Consider the following 23,264-nt stretch of genomic DNA (forward strand, 5'->3'; position numbering starts at 1 on the left):
GGAGGAAATTGTCGTCTTGTGTCGAATAAGTTGTAACACAGGGTGAGCGCAGACGACAGAATTCACTCATCAGATACCTGCTCTTTTTGAAGGTGGGATGAACATGCGGATATGGAAACGAACTGGAAATTCATTGACAGCTAAGCTCAGCCTGACGATTATTGTGTGTATTCTGCTGGTCATAGTCATCTTCGCCTCCGTCTTCTCGACGATCTCCAAGCAGTGGATTATTGAGCAGCTGGACTACAGCACGAAGCAGCATGTTACGTATGTGAGCAAGCGGATGGAAGCGGAATTCGAGTATTATAATATGCTGTCGACCCAAATCATTGTAGATCCTGACATCCGCGAGCAAGTGATCACCGCGACGAGCTCTAGCAGTGCTTATGATAAGTTCATGGCCCGCCGAAAAATTGAAGAGCGGCTTATTCTCATTAATGTCTCGTTTCAGAAGAAGGCAACGATAAAAATCGCGATACGCAATGACTGGAGTACGATGGCTTGGTACAATCTTATCGAGCAAGGCTACGGTAAGGTTGTATGGTTCACCAAACAAACGGAAGGCTTCGAGTCGTACACGACGTCTGATGTCATGGTGCTGGGCCGTGCACTGCGCGATCTTAATACGGCGCAGACGCTAGGCGTCATTCTTATTGAGGTCGATCGACGGGAGCTGATGCAGGAGCTTAGTCCGCTTACCGAGACGTTGAAGGGCGATTACGCCGTCGTGGATGCGACGGGTCAGGTCGTGTTGTCCTCGCAGGGAGATATATCTCCATTCATGGAAGCGCTAACTATGCTCGATCGGACGAGCTTCGGTTCAGAGGAGATCGCTGTGACGAGAACGAAGCGGGAGAGCCTGTATTTCAGCCATCCCGGTCTTGATGAATGGACCTTGATTACCAAGGTGAATACCGATGAGCTGACACAGGCTGCGGATAAGGTATGGTCGGTTGCTGCGATGCTGTCTCTCGTTGCGCTGCTCGCAGCAGGGACGGTCGGTCTCGTCTCGACGCGCAAGATCAGCAAGCCGCTCATCAAGCTGAGCTCGCTCATGCGCATTGGCTCCTCGGGTAACCTGAGCATACGCAGCGCCTATCAATCGAACGATGAGATCGGGCACGTAAGCGACAGCTTCAACAAGCTGATGGAGCAGATGAGCGATCTCGTCGGACAGCGCATCGAGGATGCGCGCATTCAGACGAAGTATGAGCTGGAGCGGCAGCAGTCGGAGCAGTCGGAGCAGCTGAAGAGTGCTCTGCTCGCAGTAGCTTCAACGTTAGATCTTGAACAGGTGCTGCGGATTGCCGTCGAGCGGATGAGTGACTTCGTACCGTACACGCGAGGGAGCGTCTGTCTGCTCGAGAACGATGCGATTGCCGCTCAAGCTGTGCAGGCCGGTGGTCGTCGAGCCGCCGTATTCTCCAGTTTAAGGCAAGAGCTTCGACCGGGCTCCGCTGCATACGAGGCTTACCATAGTATGGAGCCGGTTGTGATGAAGGACCCGCGATGTGCGGAAGGCTCGTATCGACTTGCAGTGCCACTGTTGTCCCGCAGCCGCATCGTTGGCATGCTGGAGTTCGTATCCAGGCATGAGTATAGTCAGAAGGAGTATGATACGATCCTCATCTATGCCGCGCAAATTGCAGTGTCCATCGAGAATGCATGCATGTACTCCACAATGACCGAGATGGCGGTGAAGGATGGGCTTACCGGCTTGTATAACCGCAGATATTTCATCCAGGTCGCCGAGGAGCAGGTGCAGCAGGCCGAAGCTGGCAGCCGTCAGCTGGCGCTTCTCTTGTTCGATATTGATCACTTCAAGAAGGTGAACGATACGTATGGTCATCCGGCCGGGGATCTGGTGCTGCAGCATGTCGCACAGGGCGTGAAGGCTGTGGTCGGCGCCGCGGGTATATGCGCAAGGTACGGCGGCGAGGAATTCGCGGTTGTGCTGCCGGAATGCTCGGTGTCGGAGGCGGCGGCACTTGCGGAGCAGATTCGCAGCTCAATAGCTGCGCAGAGCGTCGTCACCGATGGCGTCATCATCCGCGTGACCGTCAGTCTCGGCTTATCCGTATGGTCGCACGAGAAGCAGTCGCTCAATGAGCTGCTGAAGACCGCCGATGAGGCGCTGTATAGGGCGAAGAGCAATGGACGCAACCAGGTATGCTGCTCGGCTTAGATTGTCGCTGTTTCATTAGACTGCCGTCTCCAGATCGCGCAATGGCGGGAAAGAAACGCTTCTACTGTATTAATGCTTCTGCCTATCTTTCACCCATTCCTTGTATTCCGGAATTGTGTATTCATCCGTCTTCACTACCGTCCATTGAGTACCTTGATAAGTCAAATAGACTTTCATAAGGCACTCCCAGCCTGCTTCCTCGAAATCCGCTGTTATATACGTCATTTTCCCGTGAACAAGCACTATTGCTTCTTGTTCGCTAATAATCTGAACTTTAATTCTGTCGTAGCTTTCGACGTCGAAATTAGCATCAATGTACTCTGTTCCCGTCAAGGATTCCAGCTCAAACTGCTCCACGTTGATTCCCTTATTACGGTCAATATTCGTTTGTAGCATCGGGTACTGCTCCCAAAGCCGATTCATATCTTGATGCAGAACAGCCTGCGTACGATAGTACATATATTCTCTTATCGGCTTCATGTATTTCACCCAATCGGACGGCTCTACATCTTTGGGTGAAGATTCACTGATACGGATATGATTGTTTGACATAACGATGGATTCATCCTGTGGAACCTTAGTGGAACAAGCGGTAAACAGTAATGCCGCTAGCATCATGGAAATCGTGATTTTTTTCAGCTATCTCACCCTTTCGAACAATGTCACTCTTCACAAATCTGTAGACGATTTTCCCGTACCAGAAGTTACACTGAGTTAGTCCGCATAGATGTTGGTTCATCGAACCTTCATGAGATGTTCATGAAGGTTTTATGCCGTCTTCACGCATACTTCACCGTTACTTCATGAACGGAACGAATATGGATGTTAAGATGGTCGTATGTGAATGATGACCGGATGCATGAGCATACTGGTTAGTAGAATTACTATATACGATCATATCGGGAGGAATTTGGAGATGTCACTTATTGGAACTGAAGTATTACCGTTCAAGGCGCAGGCGTATCACAATGGCAAGTTCATCGAGGTCACGGAAGCGGATTTCAAAGGAAAGTGGAGCGTTGTGTGCTTCTATCCGGCGGATTTCACATTCGTATGCCCAACTGAGCTTGAGGATCTGCAAAATCAATATGAAGAGCTGAAGTCGCTCGGCGTTGAAGTATACTCGGTATCGACAGATACACACTTCACGCACAAGGCTTGGCATGACAGCTCTGAGGCGATCGGCAAAATTACGTACATCATGATCGGCGACCCGGCGCACACGATCTCCCGTAACTTCGACGTACTGATCGAGGCTGACGGTCTTGCAGATCGCGGCACGTTCATCATCGATCCGGACGGTGTGATCCAGACGGTGGAGATCAGCGCAGGCGGTATCGGCCGCGACGCGAGCATCCTCGTGAGCAAGATCAAGGCGGCTCAATACGTGCGCAACAATCCAGGCGAGGTATGCCCAGCGAAGTGGCAGGAAGGCTCTGCAACGCTGAAGCCTAGTCTTGACCTCGTAGGTAAAATATAAGGAGCGGTTAGCCTATGGTACTCGAAGCAGATATTAAAGCACAATTAAATCAATACCTCCAGCTGATGGAAGGCGACGTGCTGCTGAAGGTCAGCGCGGCATCTGATGCCGTATCGACCGAGATGCTGGCGCTCGTGGAGGAGCTCGCGAGCATGTCGAGCCGTATTAAGGTGGAGCGGGTAGAGCTCGAGCGTACGCCGAGCTTCAGCGTGAACCGTGCGGGTGAGGCGGCAGATACAGGAGTCGTGTTCGCAGGCATTCCGCTCGGTCATGAGTTCACATCGCTCGTGCTGGCGCTGCTGCAGGTGAGCGGAAGAGCGCCGAAGGTCGAGCAGGATGTAATCGATCAGATCAAGAGCATCCGCGGCGAGTACAAGTTCGAGTCGTACATCAGCCTGAGCTGCCATAACTGCCCGGATGTCGTGCAGGCGCTCAACCTGATGAGTATTCTGAACCCAGGCATTACGCATACGATGATCGATGGCGCTGCTTATAAGGATGAGGTCGAGAGCAAGCAGGTGATGGCCGTACCGACGGTCTACTTGAACGGCGAGGTGTTCGGCAGCGGCCGGATGACGATCGAGGAGATCGTAGCGAAGCTCGTCGATGCGCCGGATGCTTCCGTGTTCTCGAGCAAGGAGCCGTTCGATGTGCTCGTTGTCGGCGGCGGTCCTGCTGGTGCGAGCGCAGCGATCTATGCGGCGCGTAAGGGCATTCGCACAGGCATCGTAGCGGAGCGCTTCGGCGGTCAGGTGATGGATACGGTTGGGATTGAAAACTTCATTAGCGTGAAGTATACGGAAGGTCCTAAGCTCGCGGCGAGCCTTGAGGAGCACGTGAAGGAGTACAACGTCGATGTGATGAAACTGCAGCGTGCGAAGCGTCTGGAGAAGAAGGACCTCATCGAGGTCGAGCTTGAGAACGGCGCTGTGCTGAAGAGCAAGACGGTCATCCTGAGCACAGGCGCGCGCTGGCGCAACGTTGGGGTGCCGGGCGAGCAGGAGTTCAAGAACAAGGGCGTGGCGTATTGCCCGCATTGCGACGGTCCGCTGTTCGCAGGCAAGCGTGTCGCGGTTATCGGCGGAGGCAACTCCGGCGTCGAGGCCGCTATTGACTTGGCAGGTATCGTCAGCCACGTAACGGTGCTGGAGTTCAATTCGGAGCTGAAGGCCGATGCGGTGCTGCAGGATCGTCTGAACAGCCTACCGAACGCAACGGTGCTAACGAATGTGCAGACGAAGGAAATTACGGGCACCGACAAGGTGAATGGTATTACGTACATCGACCGCGCTACGCAAGAGGAGCACCATGTGGAGCTCGAGGGTGTATTCGTTCAGATCGGTCTTGTGCCGAACACGGATTGGCTCGGCGACTCGCTTGAGCGCAACCGCATTGGCGAGATCGTCGTCGACAGCCACGGTGCAACGACACTGCCCGGCGTCTTCGCCGCGGGCGATTGCACGAACAATCCATACAAGCAGATCATTATCTCGATGGGCTCCGGCGCGAACGCGGCGCTCGGCGCATTCGATTATTTGATTCGGAATTAGGTTACTGGAGAACGCCCCTAACGGGGCGTTTTTCTTAATCGTCATCACCTAATAAGCATTCAGCTATTCATAGTCTGCTACGACCACAAGCTTGACAGGGGATTGTTCACCGCCATCTCCATCGTCAGCAACCACCACTATGCGATATTCTCCACCGTGAGCAGCCATGAAGCTGTTGGTGATTTTGAAATCGTTATGTGGGTTGGTGTGAGCCTCGCTGACCGCTTGCTTGCTCGGATCGTAGAGCTTAAGCTGCATTCCGCGTCGGTTATCGTCCGAGAAGCTGTACGTTACAGTTGCACGCTTGTCAGGCTGCAGGTTAAAGAAATAATGGCCTTCCCCTTTGCTTCGCCCGCTCTCGCTCAGTGTAGCCTCAATATTCAAGACCTCGGATGGAATAGTCTCCATGGCGTCGTCCTCCTTGGGAGCTGCAGCATAGAAGGAGAGAATAGTTAAGAGGAGCGCTAGGCTGATAAACATGACGATGTTAGTTTTGGAGTACATGTAGCATGACCTACTTTCTATGAACGATTAACCATATTGTAACGTTTTTAACGGTAAAGTAATATTTCCCTTTTTATGAAACCTTAAGGCGGATTTAACAGTCTACTTGTACGGATAAGTCTGTAGAGAGGACGTGCAAGGAGATGCCCCCATTCACACTTTGTGAAAAAATTAGGAATAGTAAGCGGTGTATCCTGCTCTCGCTCAGCGTGGCTATGTTGACGATCGGGAGCACAATGACATTGCTGCCCGCTGCCGCAGCAGAGGCGCAGCTCGCAAGTAACGTTGAAGCTCAGGCGTCCTCTATGGCGACGCAGTCAGGGCCGATTACGAGCAAGGAGGAGGCGGTTGAGCGGGCAAGACGACTCACCTGGATCCCTTCGGATGCGGTCATGAGTGAGCCGCAATATTGGGACTCTCAAGCAGGTCCTGCTTGGAGAATCAGCTTCACTCAAGCTGGAGCGGCGGAAGGAGGAAACTCACCATTCAGGCTTGAGATCTCACTCTCAGGCGCTGACGGGTCGCTACTGATGCTCTCTAGTACCAAGAAGCTCGAAGCTACTGCACCGGATGCGGATCGTATAGCGGTAAGCTTCGAAGAGGCGTCGGAAATTGCACGTTCGTATATAGATGGACTGGACTTGGGACTCGACACCGAATGGGCGCTTGATCCGTACCCGGAGTCTGAATACAGCACTCGTGGGCAAGACAAGTCGTTACATAAGCTGCGCTTTCAGCGAATAGTGAACGGCATTCCGTTCGATCAGAACCGATTCACGGTGTGGGTCAATGCTGTGGGCAGCGTCGTGTCGTATGATGTGTACTGGTCGGCCTCGACGTTCGCTGAACCGGCGAACATTCTCTCCCTGCAGGAGGCTCAAGTGAAGCTGCTGGAGGAGGCGGACCTGGTTCTCTCCTATGGGTATATAGCTGACGGTCAACCACGTCCTGTATATACCTTGGCTACGTCTATTATGGACGCTGTAGACGGCTCATACCCGGATAATCGTAATGTGCCGAATCCGTATCCAAGCAGCGGTCAGATGAAGCCGCTCAGCGCAGAGATCTTGGAGCCGCTGACAAGTAACGGAATCGCCTCAGAGGTGACGCAGCTTGCGCGTATTCGTCAAGTGCTGGGGCTTGCGGACGATGATGCGTTGGAGCTTCGCAAGCAGGATATCTCGAGTGGGATATATATGGTTGCTTATCCATCTAAGACTGACGGCAGCTTGCGGGAGGCGTCTCTGATCGTGGATAATTTGACAGGACAGCTTGATGACTTTCAGTATTACGACTGGGCGAACTACAGCTGGGTGACGGAGCCGAAGGTATCGGAGCAAGAGGCGAAGGCGAAGGCCGAGTCGTTCCTGCGTCAGGCGGTGCCTGCTTATATGAACCAGCTTGCCCATTACAAGACGGAGCTGACCATCTCTAAGGACAATACAACGACTCAGCCGGAGTACCGAATGGAATATATTCGTGTCGCTAATGGTATTCCTTTCCGAAATCAACTAGTGGAGGTCGTCGTTCATGCGTACACCGGTGAGCTCATGAGAATGAACGCCCATCTGCATGCCGCTGCCTACCCGCCAGACCAAGCACCGGTTATGTCTAAGGAGAAGGCCAGAAGGCTGCTGCTCTCGCTGTATGATGTGCGTGTTACGTATGCCAGTGAGAGAGTGTTCGAGGCGAAGCTGTACTATGAGCTGATGCTGAAGCCGACCGTCCCTCGCTTCTACACGGGAGCGGCGCCTTCTCTCGATAGTCTTAGCGGGGAGTGGAGGAATTATATCGGAGAACCGATAGTGGGGCCGCTTCCTCCACCAGAGAGCGGAAACTGGGTCGAGGAGCTCCTGTCCTCTCCAGAGTATATTCAGTATACGGCAGGAGTGGTGATGGACGACGTGCCGCTCTATCTCGTGCATGAGCCGGTCATCCGCGATGGAAGCACACTCGTGCCGGTTCGCGAGCTGCTGGAGCGGATGGGAGCGGAGGTGCGTTGGGATGCGGATACGCGGCAGATTATCATTGCGAAGGGCTCAACCCGGATTGAGCTGAAGCTGGACGATGCGGCGGCTGTCATGAACGGCGAGCTGCATCAGCTGGAGGTGCCTGCTCAGCTCGTTGATTCGAGCACCTACATTCCGATACGAGCTGTTGCCGAGGCGCTTGGAGCGAAGGTGGAATGGGAGGCCGAGTCGCGGCTGATCCGGATCGGCACGAACGGCGAGCTGTCCCTTCCTACGGAGGCGTCCTTGCGGCAGTGGCGTCTTGAGCACCAGCGGCATTGGGAGGCAACCGGGAGCCGTCAAGCGATCGAGCGATCGGGCGACAAGACGGATAGCAAGTCGAGCATGAAGCGTAGCTTGACTGCAATGGAAGCGCTGCGCCTTGGATATGAGGAAGCCAAGAGGCATACAGACGAAGAGCCATTGTTAATACATATGACTAGCATAGACGACACTGCGCTTCAGCAAGTAAGAAGCGATGGACAGGATGGGAAGAGAAGCGCGTGGAGTTTGTCCTTTGGCAGCGCGAAGGGGAATATCCATATTCGGATTGCCATTCGGAATGGTGAACTGAGCGTCGATCGGGTAGCCAAGGATGATACTAATTCTCTTCAGAAAGGGATGTACGTGATCTCTGATATTCATATCGATTCTTCACGGGCTGTACAGCGATCGATCGAAGCAATGGGGATGCGTCCAGGAGATCCAGAGGTTGCCGATGACTGGATGAAGGGGTACCACTTTGAAATCGCGGGGTTCCACACCGCCCCTCATTCTTCATCCACTCGTCTGATGCTGCGAGTTATTGGGATTTCACCGAATTCTCCGGGCCGCATGGGGGAGAGCTTACGAATGATCGTATTCTTCGATGGGAAGACGGGTGAAATGCTGAATGCGTCCGATATGACAGGGTACGATGAGAATGGGCGTACGATGTGGAGGGAGGTTGAGTTTTGAATATAAAGGCTCAGTACTTGTAAATAAAACGCTGACAGGTAGCGGTGCCAACGTTTGCGGCCGTAGTTGGAAATTGCTACACTAATTAAAAAGAACCAAACCCCAAACCCAAGGAGTGAGATCACGCATGAGCACGTCCACTGCTCAGAACTACAGCAATCACCGCAAGCTAGATCCGCCGTATCACTATGTACTGGCACCTGTATCCCTCATCGTACTTATTGCTTCCATTATGAATGTGTTTATGAATGGAATGAGTCTTCACACGCTGATTGTGTTAGGTCTTGCGCTTGCCGTCTCGCTTATAGCGGCGCTCGTGCGTCTGTACGCAACGAAGCTGCAGGATCGGATTATTCGTCACGAAGAGAGCTTCCGGCACTATCGGTTGACAGGATTGCTGCTGGATGGGAGACTGACGAGCGGGCAGATCATTGCGCTGCGATTCGCAAGTGACGAGGAGTATCCAGCGCTGTGTGCGAAGGCGGCTGAGGCTGGCATGAAGCCTGATGAGATTAAGAGATCTATTGCACAGTGGCGGGCGGATCATCATCGCGTATAGCTGCTCTTACCACCAAGTGTTGAAGACCCGAATGCCCCTTGAGGCGTTCGGGTCTTCTTCAATGAGATGAGCTGGCACATTCAAGCGAATATGCTGGATGTTGACGTAAGGCAACAATCGGCACGATTCTGTATAATGGGATACAGTGCCTTCCATATAGAAGGTCGACTTTGAGCTGTTGCGAAGGAAGGTCACAAGCGATGAACTGGAAGATAGCATCAGTAACGATCGAGCCGATCAAGCTCGAGCAGATCGAGAACGTACTGCAATTTGTAACGGCAGTGCGCGAAGAGGTGTTCCCAATGCTACCAGTTGGGCAAGTACCCGTTGACATGCAGAAGCTGGAGCAGACATATATAGATTCCGAAGCTGCTATATTCCTCGTGGCTGCTGCGGAGGACGGCTCGATCCTCGGAACCGTCGGTGTCGTCACGTATGACGATCGGATCCAGCAGGTGAAGGGGCGCTATAGGCTGGAGCGCACCGCTGAGATTGTTCGCTGTTATGTGCATGCTGCGGCGCGGCGGACCGGGATAGGCTCGATGCTTGTTCGCGAGGCGCTTCGCTTCAGCGAGCAGCACGGGTATGAGCAGCTGTACTTACATACGCAGCGGTTCTTGCCGGGGGCCGTCGGCTTCTGGGAGCGACATGGCTTCACCATTGTGTGCGAGGAGACCGACGATTGGCAGACGGTGCACATGGAGCGAGGCTATCTGTGAGGTTGTAGAAGTATGCATACATTTACAGAGACTGGACATCATAGGCGTAAACCAATGAGGCAATGGGAGTGAGTTCATGGCGAACGTTTCTGTAGAAGCAATGACTAGCGCAGAGATGGGCAAGCTCTGGGCTACGTACCTGTTCAATAACTATTCTGGCTACGTTCTGACCGTATTTGAGCATCATGCAGCCGATGAGCAGATCAAGCAGCTGCTGCAGCGCGCAAGGCAGCTAGGCGAGAGCAACCAGCAAGCCGTCAAGCAGATGATGCAGGAGCATCAGTTCCCTATACCGGAAGGCTTCAGCCAGCAAGATATAGACTTGAGCGCTCCGCCGCTATATACCGATCCGTTCTATCTATATTATTACACGAAAATGGCATCCGCCGGTCTTGAGTTCTATGTCAGCACTATGCCGCTCATGACGCAGCCTTCCATTCGGAAGCTGTTCAATGGGTTCATGACCGACACGATTGCACTCTTGAATGAGCTGGTCGATCTGAAGATGTCGAAGGGGCTGTATGTGAAGCCGCCCTACATCCCTATCCCGGAGCGTGTGACGTATGCGAAGAGCGCTAATTATTTATCCGGCTTTCTTAAGGAAAAAAGAAGTCTGCATGCGCTCGGCATTACCTCGATATTTAACGATATCCAATTCTCATATGTGATGCATGCGTACTTGCTCGGGTTCAGTCAGGTGGCCAAGAACGAAGAGATTCGGCGTTATGTGACTCGATGCAGCTCGTTGCTCTCCGAGCTTACGATGGAGCTGCGTACATTGCTCGAGGACGAGAGTATCGGAGCCGGACTACCGACGGAGGCGAACGTCACAGCTTCAACCCGTGCCCCATTCTCGGACAAGCTGATGCTGTTTATGAGCAATCAGGTGATGTCCGTCTTGATCCGACTATTAGGTAGATCGTTCTCGGAGACGAGTCGGCACGACCTGTCTGTCTTATATATGAAGCAGCTGGCTAAGGTCAGTACCCTTGCCCAGGATGGCATGAAGCTTCTCTTGGATCAAGGCTGGTTCGAGGAGCCGCCGCAGTCGCCGAATCGACAGCAGCTTATTCGACAACACTAAGAGGCGAAGTGAATCTGTAGTCGTACATGTTATGCGGCTGAAGCTTGCATCTGAACGATGGACAGGGAGGTCGTCATTATAGTATGGGTCTAAAGTCACTGTTATGACGTGCGAAAAGGGATAAACAGATATATTCACGCAGAGTAAGTGCCTCTATGTTCCTGGGTAAAATATTCTGACAATTAGTCTTTGTGTCGGATTACGTAATATATTGTCGTGCGGTAAGATGTAATCAAGATATCGGATCGGCGAGCACAACACTCCGCTGAATCTCGATAAAGGCAAACCCGGTGAAAGCCGGCGACGCAAAGCTACAGGGGCTACGAACGTGCATAGCGTTCTTGCCAGCCAGCTGCCGAAAGATGCAGGGGAGTTTTCTTATGCAGAAAACCCTCCTTTCGGGATCCATCCACAGGTGGGTATTTTGTCATGAGAAGGAGGGAATGCATAGGTGAGGCTGGTCGTTCGGGAGAGCGGAATACAGCTAGCAGAGACAATTATGGAAGCGTTAACATTCGGTCGGCGGCTGCGCGGGCTCATGCTGACAGCTTCCTTGCCCGAAGGGTGCGGACTGCTCCTTCGGCCGTGCAGGTCGGTGCATACGTTCTTAATGAAGTACGCGATCGATGTTGTACATCTGGATGAAGAGGAACGCATCGTAGGGCTGGAGCATGAATTGAGGCCGGGACGCATCGGGGCTGTATTCGCCGGGACTCGCTCGGTTGTCGAGCTTCCGGCTGGCACGTTGAGGCGAAGCGGCGGGATTGAAGTCGGACAGACTGTGCAATGGTTACACCACTACACGAATCGGAGGCGATTGCTATGATGAACAAGCTGAGAGGTCTGTGGAATGATGAGCAAGGTCAAGGGATGACAGAGTATGGTCTGGTGCTCGGACTGATCGCGGTAGCGGTCGTAGCTGCACTCATCGCGCTGCGCGGACATATCGTGAGCCTATTCGATAATGCGGAGGCAACGGTCAATACAGGTGTGACGGAGATGTCGACGACGCCGTAATGACTTCTCTCATAGGTGTGGAGGGCCGTGCGTTGGAGCAACGTACGGCCTTCTTCGTCCCATAGTTCCCTGAATTCCCAAGCATAGGACAAGGAGGAGCTCGCATGTGGCAGGATACCGTGCTGATCGTTGTGCTGATCATCTGTGTGGTCACAGACATAAGAAGTCGTAAAATTTACAACAAGGTCATCTTCCCGACGCTGGTGCTTGCCGTATCGCTGCATGCGGTCCATGGTGGCTGGCATGGTCTAGGTCATTCGCTAACAGGCTTCGCGGTCGGTCTTGGAGTGCTCCTCTTGCCGTATATGCTCGGTGGGATGGGGGCCGGTGATGTGAAGCTGCTGGCGCTCGTCGGTGCACTGAAGGGCGCGATGTTCGTGCTGACTGCCTCGGTCTACATGGCGCTCGTCGGTGCGGTTATGGCGCTTGTGATCGTACTGTTCAAGGACGGGTTCATGACGAGGCTGCGATTCATCGGGTATATCGTCGTCTGCTTGCGGCATCGGATGAAGCCACAGCTGAAGGGTAGCTTCTCCTCGGGGACGTATCCGTATGGCGTGGCGATTGCTTGCGGCTGCGTTGCCTCCTTATGGCTGAAGGGATGGGGAGCGGGATGATCAGGGAGGAGAAGGGTCAGTCATTGGTCGAGTTCGCTCTGCTACTACCGATCATGCTATTGCTGCTGTGCGGTATTGTCGATCTGGGCAGGCTGCTGTTCGCCTACTCCAGTCTGAACTTGACGGCGCAGGAGACGGTGCGACTCGGAGGACTCGGTCGCAGCGATGCGGATATGAGGGAGTATGCGAGAAGTCAGGTGCGGGTGGGAGACGGTTCCAGCCTAAGCGTGCAGATTACGCCTAGCGAGGCGAGCCGCAGGTCCGGTCAGAACGTGACGGTCACGCTATCTTACTCGCTGCCGCTCATTACGCCAATTATGACGCAGATCATTCCGGCCCCGGTGCTTGCAGCCCAATCTACGATACGTGTGGAATGAAGAATAGAGCGGAATGGAGGAGGAAGCTCATGCGTGCTGCGATTAGCCGATTTGCACGGGAGGAGCGGGGCAGCACCATCGTGCTGGGGGGCATGTCCTTGCTGCTGCTGCTGACGGTCAGCGGGCTCGTCGTGGATGGCGGTATCCTGTACGCTCAGCGAAGTCACTTGCAGAAGGTCGCGAACGCAGCCGCGCTATCCGGCGCTCAAGAGCTCACAGCTGATCAAGCCAAGGTAACGGCGGTGGTCGATGACATCCTGGAGCAGCATCACGAGCGGACAAGTCTCGTGCGGACGACGGTTACGCCGAAGACGGGCGTGCGCGTGCAGCTTCGCAAGGCTGTGCCGCTCGGCTTCGCCAGGCTGCTCGGCAAGGACAGCGCGACCGTGTCGGCTGAGGCCGCCGCCGAGGTGCTACCGATGGGAGCAGCGGCAGGTGCTGCCCCGCTCGGCATTGATGAGTCGATTCCGCTGGAGTACTTGAAGCCGTATAAGCTGAAGGTGGACAGCAGCGGTGTTGAGGCCGGATATTTCGGCATATTGGCGCTGGGCGGGCCGGGCGCGAGCACGTATGAGAGCAATCTCATGCATGGCTACCCGAGTGAGATTAAGGTCGGCGATATTATCGACACGCAGACGGGCAATATTGCCGGGAAGACGCGTGCAGCGGTGAAGTACCGGATCGACTCGGATCCGTATCCACCGGGCGACTACAGTCATCGCGATTCACCGAGAGTCATCCTCATACCGGTGTACCGACCGTACAACCATAACTCCAACCAGCTGAAGCATATTGAAGTAACCGGGTTCGCTTACTTCTACATTACAGAGCCGATGTCGAGCAAGGATACGTCCATTACGGGCATGTTCCTCGAACGAACGGGAACAGGCTTCACGAAGTCCGGTACGGTGAATAAAGGTGCCTACGCGATCAAGCTGGTCGAGTAATGGATTGCAAGCAAGATAGGACAGGCGTACAGCATATCCCCAGATGAAGAAGGACAGGTGATGGCATGAGATCGAAGCTCGTCTTGGCGGCAGCGCTCATCATGGGGCTGATTACGACGGTGCTTTTTTTCAACTATATGAAATCGTTCAATGAGGCCGCGAAGAGCAGTGAGCAGCAAGTCGAGGTGCTGGCGGCCAAGCAGGATATTCCGGAGAACACGAGGCTGTCGGCAGCGATGCTGCAGGTCATCCGTGTTCCTGCGCTAGGTGTAGAGGCGACGGCGCTGACCGGGCTGAAGCAGGCGGAGGGCAAGATCGCGGCCGTGAAGCTTGTGCCGGGCGAGGTGCTGCTCGCCCATCATGTGACCGATCAGAAGGAGGAGACGCTCTTCGTCTCGAGGAAGGTGCGGGAGGGCTACCGCGCGATGTCAGTCGGCGTCAACCTTGTTCAGTCCGTATCGAATCTCATCGAGCCGGGCGATTACGTCGATGTCGTGTCGACCATTAAGGACCCTGCGACAGATAAGCTGCAGTCGACGCTCGTGCAGGGTCAGGTGCGTGTTCTGGCGATCGGTCGCCGCATGCTTGAGGCGAGGACGGATACGCCCTATGTGGAGTATGCCTCGGTCACGCTGGAGGTGAAGCCGGAGGACGGTATTCGCGTCATTCAGGCTGGTGAGGAGGGCGTCCTCAGTCTGATGCTGCATAGCCGGGTAATCGAGCAAGCGGCTGCTGCGCCGGAGAAGAAGCCGTAGGCAGGTGGGTGGTGGTCTTTAGGGAACGTTATGTGTGAAAAGCAGTTCAAGGGAGGCCCTCAATTTGGCTTCACCAAATTCGAGGCTTGCCATAACAATTCCCGATAATACCCGGGAAATCGTTATTCCAGGAGGGGGCGAAGGAGCGATGAGAGGCGGGGCACATGGAAGCGAGGGGCAGCCGACCGGCAAGCGGGGCGAGATGATCGTGGTCTGCAGCGCCAAGGGCGGGATCGGACGAACCGTGACGACGGTCAATCTGGCGGTCGCCTTAACGAAGAAGAACATCCAAGTCGGCGTGCTGGACGGCAGCTTTCAATTCGGGGACGTTGCGCTCGCGCTCGATCTGCATCCTACCTTCACGATCAAGGACGTGGTGGACAATCTGGGCACGATGGATCGCTACACGCTCAGCAGCTTCCTTATCCATCACGGGAGCGGGGTCAAGGTGCTGGCGGCGCCGGAGCGTCCGGAATATGCCGACCTCATTACGCCGCAGGTGCTGGATCAGGTGTGCGACCTCATGCTGCAGCAGCACGATTACGTGCTGGTCGATACGGCTGCGGGACTCGGGGAGCGGACGCTGCAATTCATAGAGAAGGCAGATCAAATCTTCATCCTGACGACGCTTGAGATGAGCGCGATTAAGAATACGAAGCTGATGCTGGAGACGCTCGGCGTGCTCGGACTGCTCGATAAGGTGCAGCTCGTCGTCAATCGCTCGACGATGGAGAGCGTGATCAAGGCGACGGATGTGCCGGACATTCTCGGCGTCGAGTCGACGATCTACATCCCGAACGATTACCAGATTGTCGGTCAGTCGCTCAATATCGGCATTCCGTTCGTTATCAATCAGGCGAAGACGGACATGGCGAAGACGATGTTCAAGCTGGCGGAGCAACTGATCTCAAGACGTGAGATTTCGCTATTTAAGCCGAAGCAGGCAGGCTTCCTGCAGCAGCTGCTGCACAAGACGTCGAAGGGTGTTACGTCGATGTTCTAATGAGGAGGGCCTCAATCGGCCTTCCACTCATTCGAGTCTTCATCAGGGGAGGGTACATCCTTATGAGCCTATTGGACAAAATTCAAGCGAAGGCCGGTGCCTCCGCTGCGGATACAAGCTCTGCTGTGCAGGAGGAGCGCGGGAGTAGTCCGGCTGTCGAGCCGCAAGGGCCGATGAAGAAGGATCTGCTGACGACCTTCCGCCACATTCGCGGCTCGGAGCCGCGTCCGAAGGAGCAGACCGCTGCGATTACGAAGCATCAAGAGCTGAAGAATAAGCTGCACAAGCAGATCTTGAACGATCTGAAGGATGACGAGGTCGAATCGATCATTCCGAAGCTGGACGCGATGGCGGTGCAGCTGATCATGGAGGATGAATCGTTCCGCGGCAAGGTCGATCGGAAGAAGGTTGTGGAGGAGCTGATGCATGACCTGACCGGCTTCGGGCCGATCAATCCGCTGCTGCTCGACCCCGAGGTGAGCGAGGTGATGGTGAACGGGCCGAATCAGGTGTATGTGGAGCGCAGCGGCAAGCTCGAGCTATCCTACGTGCAATTCCGTGACGATGAGCATGTGCTTCATATTATTGAGAAGATCGTCGCCCCCATCGGACGCCGTGTCGACGAGAGCAGCCCGATGGTCGATGCGCGACTGCCAGACGGATCGCGTGTCAATGTGATCATTCCGCCCCTAGCGCTCAGGGGACCGACTATTACGATCCGTAAATTTTCGAAAAAGCCGTATACGATCGAGAGCTTGATCCAATTCGGCACCATCTCCCGCGATATGGCGATCTTCCTCGAGGCGTGCGTCAAGGCGCGGCTGAACATCTTCGTCAGCGGGGGAACCGGCTCAGGAAAGACGACGTCACTGAACGTCTTGTCGTCGTTCATTCCTAGTGATGAGCGCATCGTGACGATCGAGGACGCGGCAGAGCTGCAGCTGTCTCAGGAGCACGTCGTCTCGCTCGAGTCGCGGCCACCGAATATTGAAGGGAAGGGAGCCATCTCGATTCGCGATCTCGTGCGCAACTCCTTGCGGATGCGTCCAGAGCGGATCGTGATCGGTGAGGTGCGGGGCGGCGAGGCGCTCGATATGCTGCAGGCAATGAATACGGGGCATGACGGCTCACTTGCCACCGGTCACTCGAACAGTCCGCGCGATATGATCTCCCGCCTCGAGACGATGGTGCTGATGGCCGGTATTGAGCTGCCGATCAAGGCGATCCGCGAGCAGATCGCAGGGGCGCTCGACCTGATCATCCAGCAGTCCCGCTTGAAGGACGGCTCCCGCAAAATTACGCATATTACCGAGGTGCAGGGGATGGAGGGCGATGTGATCGTGCTCCAGGATATTTTTGTATACACGCAAACAGGGGTGGATGAGGAAGGCAAGGCGATCGGCAGGCTTCGCCCGACTGGTGTTCGTCCGAAGTTCTTCGAGCGACTGGAGACGTCTGGCATCCATGTTCCTGCATCTGTGTTCATTGAGGAGGATTGAGGACGATGCTCGGTCTGCTCACGGGGATGTTCGCGCTCAGCAGCTTCCTGCTGTTCGCAGGCTTGCTGCAGCTGTTCTTCTTAACGGACAAGCGGATGCAGAGACGATTGAACCGATATTTGGAGCTTAATGATAAGAAGAAGCTGGGCAGGAGCGGCTTCCAGCTGCTCGTTCAGCTGCAGCTGTCCAAGCAGGCGGTGCGGGAGCGGGTGCTGACGAAGAAGAACAGCGAGCGTCTGGAGACGATGCTCACCCGCGCAGGTGTGTCGCTCAAGCCGGAGGAGTTCATCATCTTCCGCTGGATGAGCACGGTGCTGGGAGGCGGCATGCTCTATCTGCTCGTGCCGGAGCCTCTTGCCGTTCCGATCGGAGTCGTGCTTGGTTATATGGCGCCCAGGTGGTGGGTCGCGCGGTTGCGGAGGAAGCGGGTCACACAGTTCAACGATAGTCTGCTCGATATGCTGACGACGGTCATCGGCTCGCTGCGGGCAGGCTTCAGCTTCGTTCAGGCGCTGCGTACCGTCATTGATGAGTCTGACGGCCCGATGAAGGAGGAGGCGGAGATCGTGCTGAAGGAGCTCCAGTACGGCAGCAGCATGGAGGATGCGCTGCACGATTGGAAGGAGCGGATGCCGAGCGAGGACTTGGATCTCATGATTCAAGCGATCTTGATCCAGCGTCAGATTGGCGGTAATCTTGCGGTCATTCTCGAGACGATCGTGCAGACGATACGAGATCGAGGCCGCATCCAGCGCCAAGTATCGACCTTGACGGCCCAGGGACGGTTATCCGGCATCGTCATCGGACTGCTGCCCTTCGTGCTCGGACTTGTCATCTACTTGATCGAGCCGACGTATATCGGTACGCTGTTCAGCCATCCGGTCGGCATCGGCATGACGATCGCGGGGCTGTGCTCCGGTGTTCTCGGCTTCGTATTTATTCGTAAAATGACAACAATCGAGGTGTAGCCGATGCTGTATGCTGCGTTCTGTATGACGGTGACGCTGACGATCTACGCGCTGTATGCGCTTGGCGAGGAGAGGCGGTCACGTCTGAAGCGGCGTCTCTCCCATGTGAAAGGTAGCGCAGGCTCAGCGGGAGCCGGGGCGGAGTCGGGTCTCGAAGGGAGAGCTGCCACTGCAGGCGGCGGTGCATCCGGGGGAGCCGTCGAAGGGGGCCCACGAGGAAGCGGCGAGGCTCACGGAGCAAGGCAGAGCGGAGGGAATACGCTCGAGGACGGCGAAGGTGAAGAGCGGGGGACACTGGCGGCTCGATTTATGCGCTCGTCCTGGAGGAAGCTTCGGCGCAGCTTCAGCAGGCGGCTGCAGGAGCGTCAGGAGGCCCGAATCGAGCTGAGGCTGCTTCAGGCCGGGCGGCCGTTCCAGATGACGCCGGTCGATTATCGTCTGCTTCAGCTTACCTTGCTGGCAGGGCTGCCGGTTCTCGTCGGCTTGTATGGCCTCGTGCTCGGTATGGGTATTGGCGGGATATTGCTCATGGGAGTCGTCGGGCTCCTGCTGGCGCTCCTGCTGCCCGGCTATTATTTGACGCTGAAGACGAGGGTAAGATCCAAGCAAGCATTGCGCGAGCTACCGGATGTGCTGGACCTGCTGACGGTCAGTCTTGAGGCCGGACTTGGCTTCGATGCGGCGCTCAGCAAGCTCATCTCGAAGAAGGAGGGCGTCCTCGCAGGCGAGTTCAGGCGCTGTCTGGAGGAGATTCGGCTCGGCAAGACGAGGCGGGAGGCGCTGACCGGCGTTAAGGAGCGTCTCGTGCTCGATGAGCTGCGCGTGCTGATCGGCAGTATTCTGCAGGCAGAGAAGCTCGGCATTGGCATGGTACAAGTATTGCGGGTGCAGTCTCAGGAGGTACGGGAGAGGCGGAAGCAGCGGGCGGAGGAGGAGGCGATGAAGGCGCCGATTAAGATGCTGTTCCCTCTTGTTCTGTTTATATTTCCTAGCTTATTCATCGTGCTGCTAGGTCCGGCGGTCATCCAATTCATCGAGACGTTCTCGAATACGCCGTAAGGTTAGGGCAAGAAGCGACGCTTCTTGCCTTGTTTGCCGTGAGGAGGCATGGACGTCTAGGAGGCTGATGCTATATGGGACTAATGGCACATTTCATAAACGAAACTTAAGGTATATTTAACCTACAATTAACTTGCTAGGGTCTATTTTACTATCTATAATGAAGAGACTATGCTGGAAGTCAGAATATCCGACAGCAAGATAAGATCGAGCACATCGTTGAGGGGTTACACGTGATGGTAAGGATGAAGCTTGGAGAGCACGAAGTGGTCTTGTCGTTCGGTTCGTCAGGTGCCCATGATGAATGGATCAGTCTGTTTCCCCATGTCGAGCTGAGCGGTGGAGACGAGACATGTGGTCAGCTGCACATTCGTCTGGAGAGCGGCTATGGCAGCGCTTTTGCAGGATATGAGATCGAACGAAGTAGGACTGAAGATGGGGCCACGTATCTAGTACGTGCTGATTATGCGACTAGGCTGGATGCTGACTACCGTGCCGCTACGATCCACTATTATGACCAACTCGCCCTGAAGCACGCCCTTATGCATGTATACAGCATGCTGATTGTTCAGCGAGGCTGGGGACTGCTGCTTCACGCCTCTTGTGTCGATGAGTATGGAGGCGGACACTTGTTCGCCGGACCTTCCGGAGCTGGCAAATCGACAGCCGCTGCACTGTCACAGCCTCGCGGTCTCTATGCCGATGAAGCCTCGATCGTGAAGATCGAGAGTGGGCGTGTGACGGTGTACCATTCACCGTTTCGCAGCGAGCTTCATACGCCGTTGGCAGAACAGCTTGCCCCTGCTCCATTACAGAGCATTCAGCTCCTTCACCAGTCATTAACGAATGAACGGACGCAGATGAAGAAGTCGGTCGCGCTGCTGGCCTTGATGGATAAAGTGTTCTACTGGTCGCCGACACCGGAGGCGGCGGGCACGATCATGCGCTTGTTGAAGCAGCTGGTAGAGTCGGTTCCGACCTATGACTTGTACTTCCGCAAAGATCCTACCTTCTGGGAGTTGATGGATAGATGATGCAATATGTGCGCAAGGAGCACTGCGAAACGATCGAGCTGGACGATGTGCATATGGTGATGAATCTGGACAATTATACGGTTACGGAGCTCAACAGCATGGGCGGCTATTGCTGGGGTCTGCTGACTGTAGCTCGGACTGTTCAGGAGCTGACGGATGCGGTGCGCCTGCACTATGCGATGGACTCGGAAGACTTGTCCGCCGACATTGCTGGTTTCTTGGAAGGGCTGGTCGAGTGTGAGCTCGTGGAGCTAGTGCATGTCTAAGGACGTCACCAAGCTGCTAAGGCACACGCTTCGTAAGCAAGGCTTCGTGGACTTGCCTGCGCAAGGCTACAGCATGTTCCCGGCTATTCGGCAAGGACGCGTGTGTCGGTTCGTTCCGTTCGAAGAAAGCGAGTGCAGCCCTGGTGATGTGATGCTGTACGCTAATGACTCTCATCAGCTCGTCGCTCATCGATATTACGGAACTAGACGTATCGATCATACGACGCTGTATGTGCTGAAGGGCGATTCGAACCTGTACCCCGATGAGGCGGTGCATGCGCATCAGATCATCGGCAAGCTGCAGCGAATGGCAGCAGAGGAGCACGGACTGGGACGATGGTTGTCGCCATTGTTCGGCGGGAGTCTATGGTGCAAGCTGGTGATGCATGCTCCACCCGTGACGCGCTGGCTGCATCGTTATGTGCATCGGCGCAGGCTGCTGCAGGCCGGAGGCGAGACTCCATGAGAGAGGCAATCAAGCTTGTTGCGGGACAAATCCGCGAGCACCTGACGCTTCGCGACCTGCATAAGCCGTTCAAGCTGCTAGTCCCGTATTTGCGGGGACATTGGAAGCCGCATGCGGGACTGTTCCTCATCGTATTGGTGGAAATTGCCCTTACGCTGACTACCTCCTGGTACATGGGCGCGGTGACGGATGCGGCGCTCCATCAGCAGCTCGAGAAGCTGTTCAAGCTGCTTCCGTTCGCCGTATTGCTCGTGTTGACGAGCATCTCGCTAGGGTATACGGCCAATCATCTGGAGCTGCTGGCCAGCACGAGGCTGAAGAAGCAATTCCAGGAGAATCTGGTCAGCCACTTGCTGCGCCTGCCTGCGGCCTGGACGAATCGAAGCCGCACGGGAGAGCTGATGACGCTATTCTCACAAGATTTGCACGGCATTGACGGTATGATTGGCAAAAGCTTGATCCAGCTCATCCGGCTGCCCTTAATCTTCATCGCTGTGATGATCTATATGCTACATATTCACTGGATGCTCGCGCTACTCAGCCTCGCTGCTGCTCCAGTGGTGGCGGTAGGCGGCGCCATATTCGGCATGCTGATGCGCAACAACAGCAGACGTATGTACGATCAGGTCGGCGAAATGAACTGCTTGCTTCATGAGCTCATGCAAGGTCTTGCGCTCATCCGCTCGTTCACGCTGGAGAAGCGGCTGTATCTAAGCTTCTTCGGGAAGAGCGAGGAGCTGTATGTGCTGGAGCGGAAGGATGCGAAGCTGCGCGGGGTGTATGCGGCTGTGAGCGAGGCGGGTAGCTCGGCTATGTTCTTGACCTGCTTATCGCTAGGGGCGTATTTCGTAACGACGGGGATCATATCGGTAGGGGCGCTCGTGTCGTTCCTGAATCTGACCGCACATCTGGTCTACCCGCTTACGGGACTAGCCGGCTTGTGGGTCGGCTACCAGAAGGCGATTCCAGCTATAGAGCGCTTGGAGCGTGTGCTTCAGGAGGTGCCGGAATCGTCTGAGCTCCCAGAGCCTATGCCAGCTGCATCTGGCGGCGCTTCGATTCGGTTCGAGCAGGTGACCTTCGCTTATGACGGACAGTCGAAGCTGTTCGAGCAATTCCAGCTTCATATCGAGGCTGGGAAGACAGTAGCCATCGTCGGGGAGAGTGGAGCGGGGAAGTCGACGCTGTTCCAGCTGCTGCAGCGGTTCTACCGGCCGCATTCCGGGCGCATCTATATGAACGGCGTCCCGATTGAGCAGCTGTCTGCCGCACAGCTGCGAAGCTCGATCGCACATGTGGCGCAGGAGACATTCCTGTTCGCGGGATCGATCCGCGATAATCTGTTGCTTGCGCGTGCTGATGTTACAGATGAAGAGATGATGCAGGCTGCGAAGGATGCGTACATCCATGATTTTATCATGACGCTCCCATCAGGCTATGATACCGAGGTTGGCGAGCGGGGAGTGCGTCTGTCGGGCGGACAGAAGCAGCGCGTTGCGATTGCCCGGGCGCTGCTGAAGCAGGCCTCGGTTCTGCTGTTGGACGAGGCGACCTCAGCGCTCGACAGTGAGTCGGAATATCAGGTGAAGCAGACGCTCGAGCGCCTTGGCACAGCTCGAACGACCTTGATCATTGCCCATCGATTGTCGACGGTGCTTCATGCCGATCTTATTATCGTGCTTCGAGAGGGCGCCATTGTGCAGATGGGAACGCATCAAGAGCTGATTGCATGCGAGGGGGTATACCGCCGCCTAGTGCGGCGGCAATATTTTGACCAGCCTGGTCATGTATCGTTGGTGTAGCTTCACCAAATTCGAGGCTTGCCATAAACAGTTCCATATGAATGGAACTGTTTATTCCAGGAGGGGAGGTGATAAGATGTCTACTCAAGAGATGAAGCCGATGATTATGAGCCACAAGCGCATCGTGTTCGAAACGGCGGTCAGTGGTGGCGGAACGTTCCCTGGTCTTGGCAATGGTGTGAATGGTAATCCCGCTAAAGATCAAGGTCAATTCCCTGGCGGCGGTAATACGAACGGTCAATTCCCTGGCAATGCGAACCCTGGCCAGCAGGGAAGCAAGGGTAATGGTAATGGCAACGGTAATGGTAACGGAAAGCGCTAGTCGGCTTAGAAGGAACAGATGGTCTCCGCACATTCGGAGTCATCTGTTTTTTTATAAATTATTTAACAAAAGCACATATTCATCC

24 protein-coding genes and 1 riboswitch are annotated in these 23,264 nt (G+C 55.1%); of the genes, 22 read left to right on the plus strand and 2 right to left on the minus strand.

The window, feature by feature from the left end; translation table 11 throughout:
* Positions 1-103 precede the first annotated feature (103 nt).
* On the plus strand, positions 104-2,185 hold the full coding sequence (locus PAE68_RS03885; protein ID WP_281884251.1) for a diguanylate cyclase: 2,082 nt from the start codon (positions 104-106) through the stop codon (positions 2,183-2,185).
* A 69-nt stretch (positions 2,186-2,254) separates the two neighbouring features.
* On the opposite strand, the gene PAE68_RS03890 is transcribed toward PAE68_RS03885, so the two are convergent.
* Complete coding sequence (locus PAE68_RS03890) at positions 2,255-2,737, minus strand: hypothetical protein (protein WP_281884253.1); 483 nt, start codon at positions 2,735-2,737, stop codon at positions 2,255-2,257.
* 364 nt (positions 2,738-3,101) lie between these two features.
* On the opposite strand from PAE68_RS03890, the gene ahpC reads away from it, so the two are divergent.
* Together ahpC and ahpF are read left to right on the plus strand one after the other, a co-directional pair.
* Positions 3,102-3,665 carry an alkyl hydroperoxide reductase subunit C gene (gene ahpC, locus PAE68_RS03895; RefSeq protein WP_281884255.1) on the plus strand — a complete coding sequence of 188 codons (564 nt, stop codon included), beginning with the start codon at positions 3,102-3,104 and terminating at the stop codon, positions 3,663-3,665.
* A gap of 14 nt (positions 3,666-3,679) precedes the next feature.
* The gene (ahpF, locus tag PAE68_RS03900; RefSeq protein WP_281884257.1) at positions 3,680-5,215 is read left to right on the plus strand and encodes an alkyl hydroperoxide reductase subunit F; all 1,536 of its coding nucleotides are present in this window, start codon (positions 3,680-3,682) and stop codon (positions 5,213-5,215) included.
* A gap of 63 nt (positions 5,216-5,278) precedes the next feature.
* Here the strand turns inward: ahpF and PAE68_RS03905 are convergent, their stop codons facing one another.
* Positions 5,279-5,623 carry a hypothetical protein gene (locus PAE68_RS03905; protein WP_281884259.1) on the minus strand — a complete coding sequence of 115 codons (345 nt, stop codon included), beginning with the start codon at positions 5,621-5,623 and terminating at the stop codon, positions 5,279-5,281.
* 332 nt (positions 5,624-5,955) lie between these two features.
* On the opposite strand from PAE68_RS03905, the gene PAE68_RS03910 reads away from it, so the two are divergent.
* The 19 genes from PAE68_RS03910 to PAE68_RS04000 all read left to right on the plus strand — a co-directional run bounded on the left by PAE68_RS03910 (position 5,956) and on the right by PAE68_RS04000 (position 23,179).
* Positions 5,956-8,685 carry a stalk domain-containing protein gene (locus PAE68_RS03910; RefSeq protein WP_281884261.1) on the plus strand — a complete coding sequence of 910 codons (2,730 nt, stop codon included), beginning with the start codon at positions 5,956-5,958 and terminating at the stop codon, positions 8,683-8,685.
* A 127-nt stretch (positions 8,686-8,812) separates the two neighbouring features.
* Positions 8,813-9,244 carry a DUF6526 family protein gene (locus PAE68_RS03915; RefSeq protein ID WP_281884263.1) on the plus strand — a complete coding sequence of 144 codons (432 nt, stop codon included), beginning with the start codon at positions 8,813-8,815 and terminating at the stop codon, positions 9,242-9,244.
* 200 nt (positions 9,245-9,444) lie between these two features.
* Positions 9,445-9,963 carry a GNAT family N-acetyltransferase gene (locus tag PAE68_RS03920; RefSeq protein ID WP_281884265.1) on the plus strand — a complete coding sequence of 173 codons (519 nt, stop codon included), beginning with the start codon at positions 9,445-9,447 and terminating at the stop codon, positions 9,961-9,963.
* A gap of 76 nt (positions 9,964-10,039) precedes the next feature.
* Complete coding sequence (locus tag PAE68_RS03925) at positions 10,040-11,047, plus strand: DUF3231 family protein (RefSeq protein ID WP_281884267.1); 1,008 nt, start codon at positions 10,040-10,042, stop codon at positions 11,045-11,047.
* Between the two features lie 270 nt (positions 11,048-11,317).
* Positions 11,318-11,407, plus strand: a riboswitch (cyclic di-GMP riboswitch).
* Between the two features lie 91 nt (positions 11,408-11,498).
* Positions 11,499-11,873 carry a DUF192 domain-containing protein gene (locus PAE68_RS03930; RefSeq protein WP_281884269.1) on the plus strand — a complete coding sequence of 125 codons (375 nt, stop codon included), beginning with the start codon at positions 11,499-11,501 and terminating at the stop codon, positions 11,871-11,873.
* The gene (locus tag PAE68_RS03935; RefSeq protein WP_281884271.1) at positions 11,870-12,064 is read left to right on the plus strand and encodes a Flp family type IVb pilin; all 195 of its coding nucleotides are present in this window, start codon (positions 11,870-11,872) and stop codon (positions 12,062-12,064) included. The genes PAE68_RS03930 and PAE68_RS03935 overlap by 4 nt, the downstream gene beginning before the upstream one ends.
* Before the next feature lie 104 nt (positions 12,065-12,168).
* Positions 12,169-12,681, plus strand: coding sequence for an A24 family peptidase (locus tag PAE68_RS03940; RefSeq protein WP_281884273.1), 513 nt, complete (start codon positions 12,169-12,171; stop codon positions 12,679-12,681).
* Positions 12,678-13,058: a TadE/TadG family type IV pilus assembly protein gene (locus tag PAE68_RS03945; RefSeq protein WP_281884276.1), complete on the plus strand. Its 381-nt coding sequence runs from the start codon at positions 12,678-12,680 to the stop codon at positions 13,056-13,058. The genes PAE68_RS03940 and PAE68_RS03945 overlap by 4 nt, the downstream gene beginning before the upstream one ends.
* Before the next feature lie 29 nt (positions 13,059-13,087).
* The gene (locus PAE68_RS03950; RefSeq protein ID WP_281884278.1) at positions 13,088-14,005 is read left to right on the plus strand and encodes a pilus assembly protein TadG-related protein; all 918 of its coding nucleotides are present in this window, start codon (positions 13,088-13,090) and stop codon (positions 14,003-14,005) included.
* Positions 14,006-14,070: 65 nt separating this feature from the next.
* Positions 14,071-14,760, plus strand: a complete 690-nt coding sequence (gene cpaB / locus PAE68_RS03955) for a Flp pilus assembly protein CpaB (protein WP_281884280.1) — start codon at positions 14,071-14,073, stop codon at positions 14,758-14,760.
* 148 nt (positions 14,761-14,908) lie between these two features.
* Entirely contained in the window at positions 14,909-15,763 is an 855-nt protein-coding gene (locus tag PAE68_RS03960) for a CpaE/TadZ family protein (protein WP_281884282.1), read from the plus strand.
* A 62-nt stretch (positions 15,764-15,825) separates the two neighbouring features.
* A complete protein-coding gene (locus tag PAE68_RS03965; protein ID WP_281884284.1) occupies positions 15,826-17,262 on the plus strand; it encodes a TadA family conjugal transfer-associated ATPase in 1,437 nt (478 codons plus the stop codon).
* A gap of 5 nt (positions 17,263-17,267) precedes the next feature.
* Complete coding sequence (locus tag PAE68_RS03970) at positions 17,268-18,230, plus strand: type II secretion system F family protein (RefSeq protein ID WP_281884288.1); 963 nt, start codon at positions 17,268-17,270, stop codon at positions 18,228-18,230.
* A 3-nt stretch (positions 18,231-18,233) separates the two neighbouring features.
* Positions 18,234-19,289 carry a type II secretion system F family protein gene (locus PAE68_RS03975; protein WP_281884291.1) on the plus strand — a complete coding sequence of 352 codons (1,056 nt, stop codon included), beginning with the start codon at positions 18,234-18,236 and terminating at the stop codon, positions 19,287-19,289.
* A 236-nt stretch (positions 19,290-19,525) separates the two neighbouring features.
* Positions 19,526-20,323 (plus strand): hypothetical protein, encoded by a 798-nt coding sequence (locus tag PAE68_RS03980; RefSeq protein ID WP_281884293.1) that lies wholly within the window; start codon positions 19,526-19,528, stop codon positions 20,321-20,323.
* Positions 20,320-20,589: a PqqD family protein gene (locus tag PAE68_RS03985; protein WP_281884295.1), complete on the plus strand. Its 270-nt coding sequence runs from the start codon at positions 20,320-20,322 to the stop codon at positions 20,587-20,589. Before PAE68_RS03980 ends, PAE68_RS03985 begins: the two co-directional genes overlap by 4 nt.
* Complete coding sequence (locus PAE68_RS03990) at positions 20,582-21,055, plus strand: S24/S26 family peptidase (RefSeq protein WP_281884298.1); 474 nt, start codon at positions 20,582-20,584, stop codon at positions 21,053-21,055. The genes PAE68_RS03985 and PAE68_RS03990 overlap by 8 nt, the downstream gene beginning before the upstream one ends.
* Positions 21,052-22,857, plus strand: a complete 1,806-nt coding sequence (locus PAE68_RS03995) for an ABC transporter ATP-binding protein (protein ID WP_281884300.1) — start codon at positions 21,052-21,054, stop codon at positions 22,855-22,857. Before PAE68_RS03990 ends, PAE68_RS03995 begins: the two co-directional genes overlap by 4 nt.
* 76 nt (positions 22,858-22,933) lie before the next feature.
* Positions 22,934-23,179: a hypothetical protein gene (locus PAE68_RS04000; RefSeq protein ID WP_281884302.1), complete on the plus strand. Its 246-nt coding sequence runs from the start codon at positions 22,934-22,936 to the stop codon at positions 23,177-23,179.
* Positions 23,180-23,264 lie beyond the last annotated feature (85 nt).

The sequence above is a fragment of the Paenibacillus sp. YYML68 genome (assembly GCF_027923405.1).
Classification (GTDB): Bacteria; Bacillota; Bacilli; order Paenibacillales; family NBRC-103111; genus Paenibacillus_G.